This window comes from Ruminiclostridium hungatei (genome assembly GCF_002051585.1).
Lineage (GTDB): Bacteria > Bacillota > Clostridia > Acetivibrionales > DSM-1351 > Ruminiclostridium > Ruminiclostridium hungatei.
In genome coordinates this window covers 1-13,427 of record NZ_MZGX01000004.1, presented here as the reverse complement: position 1 = coordinate 13,427, position 13,427 = coordinate 1, and the positions used below count along the sequence as shown (strand labels likewise).

Genomic DNA, 13,427 nt, shown 5'->3' with positions numbered 1-13,427 from the left:
AAAAAATGCCCCATAAAAGCCTATGGAGCCTGTCGGCAAGGGGGCACACAAATAGCTGATTTCAAATAAAATGTATGGAGGCGTTTTCATGGGAAAGCTAAAGGAATCAATAAAATTTGATGATAGAGGTCTTGTACCGGTGGTTACGCAGGACTATAAGACAAAGGAAGTCTTAATGGTCGCTTATATGAACGAGGAAGCCTTTGATAAAACTGTAGAAACAGGGAAGGTTACATATTACAGCCGCAGCAGGAATAAATTGTGGCTCAAGGGAGAAACCTCCGGGAACTATCAGTTGGTTAAGTCTGTTAAGCTTGACTGTGACGGGGATACGCTGCTTATAGAAGCGGAACAGCTAGGTGCGGCATGCCATACCGGCAGCAAGACCTGCTTTTACAGGGCGCTGGAGGACGGTGAATGGTCTGAAAAGGCTCCGGCAGAGCAGGGGGATGAGGAACTGACAGCAAAGATACTTCAAGAGGTCTATGACGTAATTGTTGACAGGACAATTCACCCAAAGGAAGGTTCGTATACAAATTACCTGTTTACAAAGGGCCTGGATAAAATATTGAAAAAGGTCGGGGAAGAAACTGCGGAAGTTATAATAGCTGCAAAAAACAAGTCAAAGGAAGAAATAAGATATGAGATTTCAGACCTCATGTATCATCTTATGGTTCTGATGGTTGAAAGAGGCGTCACCCTGGAAGACATATATGGAGAATTAAGAGGAAGAAGATAAGTGAAGAATAATATCCTCAGAATAAATGAATATAGAAATAATCCCGAATTCTATTTTTCAAAGGGTTTGAGATTTGCAAACAAGAAGAATCTGAGCGAGGCATATAGAAACTTGACCAAGGCTCTGGAACTGGAGCCCGACAACAGTGAGTACAAGTTCAATATGGCTTGCTTTTTGTCTGAACTTCAGCGCCCCAATGAGGCAAACAGGCTGTTCAGCGACATACTGATCAATTTTGAGCCCACAATGTACGACTGCTTTTTCGGCCTGGGCTGCAACAGCTTCGAGGTGGGCAATAATGAAAAGTCGGCAGAATATTTTGACAAATATCTGTATTTCGATGCCGAGGGCGAGTTCAGCTACGAGATTACCGAGATGTCTTTTTACCTCAAGCTGTACAGTGAGGTATCACATAATAACAGATTTCTTAAGACCTCCGCATCAAATCTGAAAAAAGCCCAGAAGTATCTTTTGGAGAGCAATAAAGAGAAAGCTGTGAATTGCCTTTACCGGTCAGTTTCTGCCAATCCGCTGGACAGGGAGGCCAGAAACCTTCTCACGCTGGTGCTGCTGGATATACAGCAATACATCCGTGCAGGCTATATAAATTCCACAGTGGGGATGATAGACGGAGAGGATGTGTGGAGCAACTGCCTGGGCACTTATCTCTTGCACCAGGCCAAAAAGAAGGTATCTCTTTCCCATTCCCTGGATATGCTGCCGTATTTGCCGGCAGAAAACAGAGAAGATCTGCTGTGTATTGCTACCACTCTTATTATATTTCATAGAAATGAAGAACTGGTTAAATTCATTGAAGTATACTCTGCCAATCATAAGGACCAACTGATTTATTCAATATTGCTGCTGGGGTATGCAATTACAGGAAGAACTGAAAAGGCGGCTGAATTGAGCAGGATATCTGCAGGTTGTTTTCCAGGCGAACCGGAAATTGACGGGTGGATGGCACACGTCATTGACCCGGATAATTTCCTGAGTATTTCAGAAAACTCCATAGCAGAATACATCAAGTTGTTTTCACTGATTCAGGAACCTGTAAATTACAAGTATGAGCCCTCTGTTTATTATGGGCTTTTGGAGCGGGATATGCGCCGGGTAAGGCTCCCGAAAAGATATATGCCTATAATAGAAGGTACTGTCAGCAAAAGGGAAATAATGTATAGTAGACATTATAGAAAGGAAATAATAGGCTTGTTGCAGGGAGCTCTCAGCCGTACGGAGGAACCGGCGGAATTGGAGCCCGGCAGTCCGGATATGTACTCTGCTGCACTGGAATATGCCTACTGCAGGCTTTTCCATATAGATATGGAAAAGGGTGAGCTGGCCCGAAAGTATCAGATATCTGTAGAATTGCTGAACAAGGCAATAAAGAGTTTGAATATCCATCAGTGATAATTTGAGAAAATTAAAGTAATTGGAAGAAAATTATAGATAACAACAACAAGAATGGCTTATATGCCAAAAAATAGCTGAATTTATTCAAATAAGATGTTTGATTATATTTTAACCAATATATAATATAATAAATGTAATTAGCACTCGTTAATAGTGAGTGCTAACAAAAAGTTACGAAATTCGAGGAGGTAAAATAATGAAGATAAAACCATTAGGTGATAGAGTAGTTATTAAAATGCTTGAAAGCGAAGAAACTACCAAGAGCGGTATAGTATTGCCGGGCAGCGCCAAGGAAAAACCACAGGTTGCGGAAGTTGTAGCTGTTGGCCCTGGTACAGTTGTTGATGGAAAAGAAATAAAAATGGAAGTAAAAGTTGGAGACAGGGTTCTTACCAGCAAATATTCCGGTACCGAAGTCAAATTTGACGGGCAGGAGTATACAATTCTGAAGCAGAGCGATATCCTTGCAGTTGTAGAATAATATGCGGGGAATAAAAGCTTGATTTGCGGTTTTTACAAAGTTCAGTTTTTAATCATAAGGAGGCTATAGAACATGGCGAAGGAAATAAAGTTTGGTGAAGAAGCTAGACGCGCACTTGAAAAGGGTGTAAACCAGTTAGCTGATACTGTTAAGGTTACTCTCGGACCTAAGGGTCGTAATGTTGTATTAGATAAGAAATTCGGATCACCCCTGATAACTAATGATGGTGTAACCATAGCTAAAGAAATCGAGCTTGAAGACAAGTTTGAAAACATGGGTGCACAGCTTGTCAAGGAAGTTGCTACCAAGACCAATGACGTAGCAGGTGACGGTACAACTACGGCTACTCTTTTGGCTCAGGCTATTATCAGAGAAGGTATGAAAAATGTTGCGGCAGGTGCAAACCCCATGATTTTAAAGAAGGGTTTACAGAAAGCTGTTGATGTGGCAGTTGCAGGAATCAAGGAAAACAGCCAGAACATCAAGGGTAAAGAAGATATCGCAAGAGTTGCTACAATTTCAGCTAATGATGATGTAATAGGAACGCTTATTGCAGATGCTATGGAAAAGGTTACAAATGATGGTGTTATAACCGTTGAAGAATCAAAATCCATGGGTACAAACCTTGAAGTTGTTGAAGGTATGCAGTTTGACAGAGGATATCTCTCAGCTTACATGGTTACCGACACTGAGAAGATGGAAGCTGTTCTCGAAGACCCATATATACTTATAACAGACAAGAAATTGACAAATATTCAGGACATACTTCCAATACTTGAACAAATAGTTCAACAGGGCAAAAAACTCTTAATCATTGCTGAAGATGTTGAGGGAGAGGCTCTTACGACCCTTATCGTCAACAAGCTGAGAGGAACCTTTACCTGTGTGGCTGTCAAAGCTCCAGGCTTCGGTGACAGAAGAAAGGAAATGCTCCGTGATATTGCCGTATTGACAGGCGGAGAAGTAATTACCGAGGAATTGGGCCTTGACCTTAAGGAAACCCAGTTGACACAGCTTGGAAGAGCAAGACAGGTAATAGTTCAGAAAGAAAATACCATAGTTGTTGACGGAGCAGGAGATCAGCAGGAAATCAAAAACAGAATCGCTTCAATCAAGTCACAGATTGAAGACACAACCTCTGATTTTGACAGGGAAAAGCTGCAGGAAAGGCTTGCCAAGCTGTCCGGCGGTGTTGCTGTAATTCAGGTTGGTGCTGCAACTGAAACTGAAATGAAAGAAAAGAAATTGAGAATAGATGATGCACTTGCTGCTACAAGAGCTGCGGTTGAAGAGGGTATCGTAGCCGGAGGCGGCACTGCATTGATAAATGTAATACCTGATGTGGCAAAATTGCTTGAAACTACTATCGGTGATGAAAAGACAGGTGTACAAATCATATTGAGAGCTCTTGAAGAGCCTGTAAGACAGATTGCTGCCAATGCAGGACTGGAAGGCTCGGTAATAGTTGACAAGATTAAGGCAAGCAAAAAGGGTGTTGGCTTTGATGCTCTCAACGAAAAATATATTGATATGATAGAAAGCGGTATTGTAGACCCGGCAAAAGTTACAAGATCTGCACTTCAAAATGCAGCTTCAGTGGCAGCTATGGTTCTCACTACTGAAAGTCTGGTAACAGACAAACCGGAACCGGAAGCACCGGCTATGCCAGGTGGAATGCCGGGCGGAATGGGCGGAATGTACTAATAGACAATTGAAATGTTGAGGGTGGCAGAGGAACTGTTCGTTTCATAAAGCCATCCTCTTTTGTTTTACCGGACTGTCATGAATTTATATATAAGCATGGATATTTTTATAAATGATTTTGAAAATCATAAAAAATAATGCAAAACCTTAAAATAATACTTGATATTATTTCATTAATTTATTATTATGTATAAAAAGCTTAGAAATAATATTACATAATGTTATATAATAAGAAAATACTAAAATTCTAAGTATAGTTGTATGTAGGATAAACTTCGCAGGAGGGGTCTACGTGGATATATTTTTGGAGAAGATCGTTAAGCGCAGGAAAACTATAGTGGACATCATGGTAAGCATAAGTATCATATTGTCGGCATTGATAATAATATTGTTTTTATTTTCCTTGTCATTTTTATCTGCCTTTTTGCCGTTCCTTATTGTTGGCATAGGTTATCTGGCCTATATGTTTGTCAGGAACAGAAGCGTCGAATACGAGTATATTGTGACCAACGGCGACCTGGACATAGATATGATCATAGCACAGAGGAAGCGCAAGAGAATATTTTCAGGGAGCTGCAAGGATTTCGACATGGTTGCAAAGCTGACCAGCGGACAGTTTGACAGTAATGTGCAGAGCATTAAGAAGCGCATAAATGCTTTTACTTCCATAGACTCTCCGGATATATATTTTATAACCGCAACAAAAGAAGGAAACAGGACGCTGGTGTTATTCGAACCACATCCCAAGATGGTTGAGTCCTTTAAAAAGTACATTCCAAGAAAAGTATTCGAATGATATTATTTGATAATAATAAGGCAGATGGCGGACACTACAGCCATTTGCCTTTTAAATAATAATAAATGATGCTTGATGCAAACGCATCAGGTATTTATATAATTTTATAATACAAATTTTATATTTCCGATCAAGGAGGATTTTGGAAAAATGGCTTATTTTTATAACGAACCGTCAAGAACATTCAGTGAATATCTTCTGGTTCCCAATCTTAGCACCAAGGAATGCATGCCTGGGAACGTAGAATTAAAAACGCCTTTGGTTAAGTACAGGGTTGGAGAAAAGCCGTCACTGCAGCTCAACATACCTGTGGCATCGGCTATAATGCAGTCGGTGTCGGATAACAACATGGCCATAGCCCTGGCAAAGTGCGGTGGAGTATCATTTGTTTATGGATCACAAAGTATAGAAAATCAGGCGGAAATGGTAAGGAAAGTAAAAAAGTACAAGGCCGGTTTCGTTGTCAGTGACAGTAACTTGAGACCTGACAATACCCTCAGAGATGTGGTTGATATCAAGGAAAGAACAGGTCACTCCACCATAGCCGTCACAGAGGATGGAACGCCCACAGGCAGGCTTGTGGGTATAGTTACAAGCAGGGATTACAGGCTTAGCAGGGCTTCACTTGACCAAAAAATCAACGAGTTCATGACACCGTTTTCACAGTTGATATACGGACAGGAGGGCATAACCCTCAAAGAAGCAAATGACATGATATGGGAGCACAAACTGAACTGCCTGCCTATTATTGATGACCAGCAGAAACTGGTGTACCTGGTTTTCAGAAAGGACTACGACAGCCACAAGGAAAACCCCAATGAATTACTGGATGGCAGCAAGCGCTTGATTGTGGGAGCAGGTATCAATACCCGGGACTATAAGGAGCGTGTAACTGCTTTGGTGGATGCAGGAGTAGACCTGGTCTGCATAGATTCTTCCGACGGATACAGTGAGTGGCAGTCAGATACCATCAAGTGGATCAAGGAGAATTTCCAAGGTGAGGTAAAGGTTGGGGCCGGTAATGTTGTGGACCGGGAAGGCTTCAGGTATCTTGTAGCGGCAGGCGCTGATTTTATAAAGGTAGGTATCGGAGGAGGCTCCATTTGTATCACAAGAGAGCAGAAGGGTATTGGAAGAGGACAGGCCTCATCAGTTATTGAAGTTTCTGCTGCCAGAGACGAGTACCTTAAAGAAACCGGCATATACATCCCCATATGCTCGGATGGAGGAATAGTTCACGATTATCACATCGTACTTGCTCTTGCCATGGGCGCAGATTTCGTCATGCTGGGCAGATACTTTGCAAGGTTTGATGAAAGTCCTACCAGGAAGATAAAGGTTGGCGGAAACTTTGTAAAGGAATATTGGGGAGAAGGCTCAAACAGGGCAAGAAACTGGCAAAGATATGATATGGGAGGAGATTCCAAGCTGGGCTTCGAGGAAGGTGTGGATTCTTACGTGCCATATGCTGGAAAGCTTAAGGACAATCTGGATACCACCATACACAAGATAAAGTCAACAATGTGCAACTGCGGTGCACTGTCGGTATATGAATTACAGCAAAAGGCCAGATTGACGCTTGTATCTGCTACAAGTATCAAGGAAGGCGGAGCTCATGATGTCATACTTAAAGACAAGGAGCTGTCCTCATCGTGATATGGGAATTGTTAAAGTCAGGTCTAAAAAAGCATATGCTGCATATTCTAATATATACGTCGGCTGAAACCCGCACGGTAAATCGAAGAGCAGAAAATGTATGCTTTTGGATGAATTGCAAATGATTTAATTATATGTAAAATATTGGTGGAAGGCTTCTTGACATTATTTTATATGTAATTTATAATAAGTTAGCGATATAGCTGACCTAAGGCTTTGAATTTTTTCTATATTTGTGAAATATGATGGATATAACAGCATAATTATGGAGATAAGATAACAGGATGCTTTTTAATTGTGCTGGTAGTCTGTAACAGCAAAAAAACGTATATTGTCCCCGAAGGGAATTTGACCGTCGGCGATGCATGAATTAAGATGTTAAAGACTACAAGTACAACATTGGATAAATAGGGTGCATAAATTTGGAGGAGATTTTTTGGAAATACAAGGCGGGGGAGTGCGGAATAATTGCTTTATTCCAATCAAGAACAACAATGTTGTTCTTTTCGATAACGATGTAGTTCCCAAAATATACCCCAATTATGTGCCAGGATTTACCGAATGTTGTACTAGGGTTAGCAGAAAAAATTAACGGTAAAGGAGAGGGCTTCAAATGTCAGCAAAAGAAGTCGTATTAACCTACGAAGGCTTAAAAAAATTAGAAGAAGAGTTGGAATTTCTTAGAGGAACAAAAAGAAAAGAAGTTGCTGAGAGAATCAAGCAGGCACTTTCATTTGGAGATATATCGGAAAATTCTGAGTATGACGAGGCGAAGAATGAGCAGGCACAGGTAGAGGGCAGAATAGTCCAGCTTGAATCAATGCTTAAGCATGCCCGCCTGATTGATGAGGATGACGTTAAAACTGATGTTGTCAGTCTGGGCTCAAAAGTTAAGCTGTTTGACGTTGAGTTTGAAGAGGAAGTGGTGTATTTGATCGTGGGATCAACCGAAGCAAATCCTCTCAAGTCCAAGATATCAAACGAATCGCCTGTGGGTGCTGCACTTATGGGACACAAGGTGGGAGAAGTTGTTGAAGTTCAGGTTCCTGACGGGGCTATAAAGTTTAAGGTTCTTGAAATATCAAAGTAGTTGCTATAAAGTAGTTAATATAATGTTTACATTTAGATGTTGCCACAAAAACATAAACTAATATATAATTATACTGACAGTTTACATCAAAAGTGTAAACTGTTTTTTATAAACAAATCATATTTAATTAAATAGATTGCTTTGGAGGATATAATGTCGGAAGAAAATATGCAAGCCAATCAGCAAAACGAAGAACAGGATTTAAGTGAACTGCTCAGGATACGCCGTTCAAAGTTAAAGGATCTGCAGGACAATAATAATGATCCTTTCAAGATAGTCAAGTATGATGTACAGAATTCCACAAAGAATATATTGGATAATTTTGAAGCACTTGAAGGGCAGAACACATCAATAGCCGGAAGGGTCATGTCTAAGAGGGGCATGGGAAAGGCGGGGTTCTGTGACCTGCAGGACAGGGATGGCAGAATTCAGCTTTATGTGAGAAAGGATGAAGTTGGAGAGGAAAGCTATGAACTTTTTAAGAAATATGATATAGGTGATATTGTTGGTGTTAAGGGTGAAATATTTAAAACGCATATGGGCCAGATATCAATAAAGGTAAAAGAGATTACTCTCCTGTCAAAGTCACTTCTTCCACTGCCTGAGAAATGGCATGGGCTCAAAGACACCGATTTGAGATACAGACAGAGATACGTAGACCTTATTGTAAATCCGGAGGTGAAGAATACCTTCATCCTGAGGAGTAAAATCATTAAATCCATCAGAAAATTCCTTGATGACAGAGGCTTCCTGGAGGTTGATACGCCACTATTGAATACAATTCCCGGCGGAGCCACTGCAAGGCCCTTTGTAACTCATCACAATACACTGGATATAGATATGTATTTAAGAATAGCTCCCGAGCTATACTTGAAGAGACTTATTGTGGGCGGCATGGAAAAGGTATATGAGATGGGCAGGATGTTCAGAAATGAAGGAATGTCTGTAAAGCATAATCCGGAATTTACTCTGATGGAGGTTTATGAAGCATATACTGATTATAAGGGAATGATGGACCTTACCGAAAACCTTATTTCAACGGTGGCAATGGAAGCTTTGGGAACCACCAAAATAGTATATCAGGGTCAGGAAGTTGATCTTACACCCTCCTGGAACCGGATGTCCATGATAGAAGCTGTAAGGAAGTACGCAGGTGTGGACTTTAATGATATAAAGACCGATGATGAAGCCAAAGCCGCAGCCGAGGCAAAAAAGGTCCACGTCAAGGCAGGTATGACCCGCGGAGAGATTTTGAATCTGATGTTTGAAGAGTTTGCAGAAAGTAATTTGATTCAGCCTACATTCATATATGATTATCCGGTTGAAGTTTCACCGCTTACCAAGAGAAAGCCGGATTGTCCTGAGCTGACTGAGCGTTTTGAATTGTTTATTACCGGTAGGGAAATGGCAAACGCCTATTCCGAGTTGAATGACCCAATCGATCAGAAAGAAAGATTTCTAGGTCAGGTTAAGAAGAGAGAATCCGGCGATGAAGAAGCAAACATGATGGATGAGGATTATATTACCGCACTGGAGTATGGTTTGCCACCAACCGGCGGATTGGGCATAGGCGTTGACCGGCTTATAATATTATTGACAGACTCGGCATCTATAAGGGATATATTGCTATTCCCTACCATGAAGCCGAGAGATTAGGCTTCAGTTGTCCGACGGCGAGCTAGGAGGGGTTGGTTTTGAAGTACACATTGCAGGATGCAAGAAAAATTCTTGGAGTTACAAAAGCCTCATCTAAAGAAGAGATAGAAAAAAAATATGATGTAATTTTAAAAAAATACAAAATATTAAAGATGGAAGGTAATCTGGATCAGGAAGCTGAGACGGAATTCCAGAAGTCAACGGATGCCTATAGGATTATTATGGGGTATGAGGTTGAGGAACCTGTTGTTGAGAAAAAGGAAACTTATACTGATAAGGCCTTTGAAAAGATCGGTATAGATAGGAAAAAGGCGGATAATTTTTTTCACTATTATAAAGTTCACATCATTATTGGAATCATCGCCGTAATAATTGCTGCAATTTTTATCCATTCCATAGTGACAAGGGTTGAGCCGGATACCACCATAGGTTTGCTGGGAGAGGTGAATTATGACGTGCAGGAGGGCTTCAAACAGAAGATAGTTGAAAATCTTCCTGAGCTCAAAGTGGTGGCTGTAGATTCTGCCGTATTGTCAACCAGCCTTGAGGATGCCCAGTCCTATTCCTATTGGCAGAAGGCCTTGGTAATGATTGCCGCCTCGGATATAGATGTTTACCTGGTAAACAAATATGCTTTTGAGAACTATGCTATAAACGGTGCTTTTATGGCTCTGGACGATATTGCAAAAGATAATGACATTGACGTTTCTAAAAGTGATTATTTAAAGCTGAGGGCTGTTGAAGAATGGGAAGAGCCTACAATTTCAGGCGATAAACCCAGAGAGGTTAAGAAATATGCCGATACGGAGCCAAAGCTTTATGGTATTGACGTAACCAACAGTGAATTCTTTAAGGACCTTAATATAATAGGACCTGAAAAAATACTTGTTCTTCGTGTTGAACCTAAGAATTTTGAGCTGGCCATGAAATTTGTCAAGCTGTTTACCAAATAATAATATATGCAGTGCAGGTTTTACGGCTGTAGTTGTAAACTCTAGAGCCTGAAAAATATTGATGGGGGGTATTAACATGGAAAGTAGTGAATTCAGGATAACTAAAGAACTGGACGGTGACAGGACCAGTATAATCTTGTCCGGAGAGATAGACATATATACCAGTCAGACCTTTAAGAATGAGCTGAATGAAGTTATCAACACATCCAAGGGTGATATTTATATAGATTGTAAGGAGCTTTCCTATATAGACAGTACCGGTCTTGGCATTCTTGTGGGAGCATTAAAGGAAATAAGGAAAGAGAACAATAATATATATATTTGCAATTTGAAGGACAACATAAAGAAGCTTTTTATTATAACAGGATTGGATAAATTATTTAAGATTGATTAATTTATAGTTTGCAATCTTAAAATCATGGGTACACATAAATTGTGTACCTATTTTTGATAATAAAAAAGGAGACTATATATGGATGGAAATATAACGTATGACAATGTTGCGCTGATTTTACCCATGAAAAGGGAGTATGTCAGTACTGCGAGATTAACGGCTTCAAGTGTAGCCAACAGAATAGGTTTTAATATTGATGAGATTGAAGACATCAAGGTGGCCGTGGCGGAAGTTTGCAACATTATATTATCAAAGGTGACAAATGGTGCCGATCAGTATCGAGTATGCTTCGATATCCAGGGGAATACACTTCGTATAACCTTTACCGGAGAAAATATTCCGTTTGATTGTTTTAAGGATTCCCTGGAAAACGAATACGGTTTATACATTATGAAGGCGCTCATGGATTCAGTTGAGCTTTGCAATAATGATGATTCCATTGTTATGACCAAGAAGATTGGAGAATAGCTATGGAAAAAGTAAACCGCAGTATTGAAGTAATGGAGGAGGCTGAACTGTTCTCTCATTTTATCGAAAGTAAAGATGTGGCATACAGGAACGCTATTGTATCAAAATACATAAACCTGGCTGAGTTCCTGGCTAAGAAGTTTGTAAACAGAGGTGTGGACTTCGATGACATATATCAAGTGGCTTGCATGGCTCTGATTAAGGCAGTGGACAGGTTCAGCCCGGATAAGGGCGTCAAGTTTGTAAGCTTTGCCACACCTACGATATTGGGTGAAATTAAAAGGTTCTTCAGGGATAAGAGTGCTTCCATCAAAATACCAAGAAGATTATATGAAGCCAGACAGGGGCTTAATAAGGCCAGGGATGAATTGACACAGGAATTGAAAAGGGTTCCCCGTGCTGATGAGATTGCCGCATATATGGGTATAAGCGTTGAAACAGTTCTGGAAATAATTGAGGCAGGGAGTTCAAATGCGGTCAAGTCTCTGGACCAAAGCATATATCAGGATAATGAAGCTGATTTGAATGATGTGTTGGGTTATGATGAGAAGACCTATGAGAAAATAGAGAACAGGGATTTTATTGAAAAGGCTTTAAGATTGCTGGGGGATGTGGAGAGAGAGTTTATAACCCTTAGATATATTCAAAATCTGACGCAGAAACAAATTGCAGAAAAGTTTGGTGTGTCACAAATGTACATATCGCGAATGGAAAAGAAGATTCTGGACAGGTTCAGAATTTTACTATAATATTTCTGCCCATGTTTATATACTTAAATAGTGGGTATTAATATTAGTATTCTATACTAGGTAGGTGTAATTGTGAAAGCCGTAACGTATGCAGTGAAGCATGATATTGAAGGCCTCTCGTGTTTGATTAAAACATTGCTGAGTGTCATAAGGACTGAGCATCTGGTAAGTGAAGATACTCTTTTTGAAATTAAGGTTATACTAAATGAGCTTATAGTTAATGCCATTTGTCATGGAAACAACTGCGATGACAATAAGGCAACCTACGTTACCGTTAAGATAGTCGGAGATTCACATTTATATGTAAGTGTGAGGGATGAAGGTTGCGGGCTGAGTCAAAAAATTGAGCTGCAGAAGCTGGATGAATATCTTGAAGCCAACAACAATTCATTTAATGAGCACGGCAGGGGACTTATTATAGTAGGGCAGCTTTGTGACAAGGTAAAGTTTAGCAGGTGCAGGAATAAGGTGTCTATAATTAAAAGTTTGAGATAAACGTACAAACAAAGACCAGTGGATTTTTCCACTGGTCTTTGTTTGTTTAAGCACCGGTACTTATCCTCTGCAATTAATTTATCAAAATATATGTTAATATGAGTTTTAAATGCGGCAAAACTCAAGAAAACTGCAGAACTCATTAGAACATACGAATAATAACGATGTATTTTGATATAATGGTCCAAAATCACAAATTACTTGCCTGTTTACCCTTGACAATAAAAACGAGATTATGTTAGTATATATAAGCCGTCGCTGATAAGGACGACATAATATCAAAAGTTGTCAGGTTGCTAAACAGTCTGAAAAAGTTTTGAAAAAAGTGTTGACACTGAGTGGATGGCGTGATACAATGACTAAGCTGCTTGCGGCTAGCAAACAGTAATAAACCCTGAAAGGCAATGACATCAACGCTTTTGAGGGATGGACTTTGAAAAGTAAACAGTGACAAATACATGCAAATGTATGTACATTCGTGTACATTGTAAAGGACTCTTTTAAATTCCAGAATCCAATGGATTCTAAAAATTGAGTAAAAGAATTTGGTTCTTAACGAATCAAATTCACTTGCGAACTTTACAACCCGGTTTTAAAAGTCTTCTATGAAGACAGATAGAACTGGAACAAAAGTCAGCAATTTTAATGAGCTAACAAGCTTATCAAGTTAATTGCGTAGCAGATTTATCTGCGAAACATATAAATTTTAATTTGAGAGTTTGATCCTGGCTCAGGACGAACGCTGGCGGCGTGCCTAACACATGCAAGTCGAGCGGTTTCATGTTTAACACTGAATATTCTAACTATGCTGGTTATAGCCAGCGTCTTGTGAG

Annotated in this window: 13 protein-coding genes and 1 rRNA gene; all 14 read left to right on the top strand. The window is 40.0% G+C overall.

The window, feature by feature from the left end; all coding sequences use genetic code 11:
* The first annotated feature begins 88 nt into the window (after positions 1–88).
* Positions 89–739 carry a bifunctional phosphoribosyl-AMP cyclohydrolase/phosphoribosyl-ATP diphosphatase HisIE gene (gene hisIE / locus CLHUN_RS03700; RefSeq protein ID WP_080063230.1) on the top strand — a complete coding sequence of 217 codons (651 nt, stop codon included), beginning with the start codon at positions 89–91 and terminating at the stop codon, positions 737–739.
* The gene (locus CLHUN_RS03695; RefSeq protein ID WP_080063229.1) at positions 740–2,149 is read left to right on the top strand and encodes a tetratricopeptide repeat protein; all 1,410 of its coding nucleotides are present in this window, start codon (positions 740–742) and stop codon (positions 2,147–2,149) included.
* Positions 2,150–2,348: 199 nt separating this feature from the next.
* The gene (gene groES / locus CLHUN_RS03690; protein WP_080063228.1) at positions 2,349–2,633 is read left to right on the top strand and encodes a co-chaperone GroES; all 285 of its coding nucleotides are present in this window, start codon (positions 2,349–2,351) and stop codon (positions 2,631–2,633) included.
* Positions 2,634–2,705: 72 nt separating this feature from the next.
* Positions 2,706–4,337: a chaperonin GroEL gene (gene groL, locus CLHUN_RS03685; RefSeq protein ID WP_080063227.1), complete on the top strand. Its 1,632-nt coding sequence runs from the start codon at positions 2,706–2,708 to the stop codon at positions 4,335–4,337.
* A gap of 292 nt (positions 4,338–4,629) precedes the next feature.
* A complete protein-coding gene (locus tag CLHUN_RS03680) occupies positions 4,630–5,133 on the top strand; it encodes a DUF6106 family protein (RefSeq protein ID WP_080063226.1) in 504 nt (167 codons plus the stop codon).
* A 150-nt stretch (positions 5,134–5,283) separates the two neighbouring features.
* Positions 5,284–6,789, top strand: a complete 1,506-nt coding sequence (locus CLHUN_RS03675) for an IMP dehydrogenase (protein ID WP_080063225.1) — start codon at positions 5,284–5,286, stop codon at positions 6,787–6,789.
* A gap of 613 nt (positions 6,790–7,402) precedes the next feature.
* Positions 7,403–7,879 carry a transcription elongation factor GreA gene (gene greA, locus CLHUN_RS03670; RefSeq protein WP_080063224.1) on the top strand — a complete coding sequence of 159 codons (477 nt, stop codon included), beginning with the start codon at positions 7,403–7,405 and terminating at the stop codon, positions 7,877–7,879.
* A gap of 153 nt (positions 7,880–8,032) precedes the next feature.
* On the top strand, positions 8,033–9,535 hold the full coding sequence (lysS, locus tag CLHUN_RS03665; protein ID WP_080063223.1) for a lysine--tRNA ligase: 1,503 nt from the start codon (positions 8,033–8,035) through the stop codon (positions 9,533–9,535).
* Positions 9,536–9,573: 38 nt separating this feature from the next.
* Complete coding sequence (locus CLHUN_RS03660; RefSeq protein ID WP_080063222.1) at positions 9,574–10,488, top strand: hypothetical protein; 915 nt, start codon at positions 9,574–9,576, stop codon at positions 10,486–10,488.
* A gap of 76 nt (positions 10,489–10,564) precedes the next feature.
* Positions 10,565–10,882 carry an STAS domain-containing protein gene (locus CLHUN_RS03655; protein ID WP_080063221.1) on the top strand — a complete coding sequence of 106 codons (318 nt, stop codon included), beginning with the start codon at positions 10,565–10,567 and terminating at the stop codon, positions 10,880–10,882.
* 78 nt (positions 10,883–10,960) lie between these two features.
* The gene (locus CLHUN_RS03650; RefSeq protein WP_080063220.1) at positions 10,961–11,350 is read left to right on the top strand and encodes an ATP-binding protein; all 390 of its coding nucleotides are present in this window, start codon (positions 10,961–10,963) and stop codon (positions 11,348–11,350) included.
* 2 nt (positions 11,351–11,352) lie between these two features.
* The gene (locus tag CLHUN_RS03645) at positions 11,353–12,099 is read left to right on the top strand and encodes a SigB/SigF/SigG family RNA polymerase sigma factor (RefSeq protein ID WP_080063219.1); all 747 of its coding nucleotides are present in this window, start codon (positions 11,353–11,355) and stop codon (positions 12,097–12,099) included.
* Between the two features lie 123 nt (positions 12,100–12,222).
* Positions 12,223–12,594, top strand: coding sequence for an ATP-binding protein (locus CLHUN_RS03640; RefSeq protein WP_242656428.1), 372 nt, complete (start codon positions 12,223–12,225; stop codon positions 12,592–12,594).
* A gap of 707 nt (positions 12,595–13,301) precedes the next feature.
* Positions 13,302–13,427: ribosomal RNA gene (locus CLHUN_RS03635) — 16S ribosomal RNA — on the top strand; the annotation flags it as partial.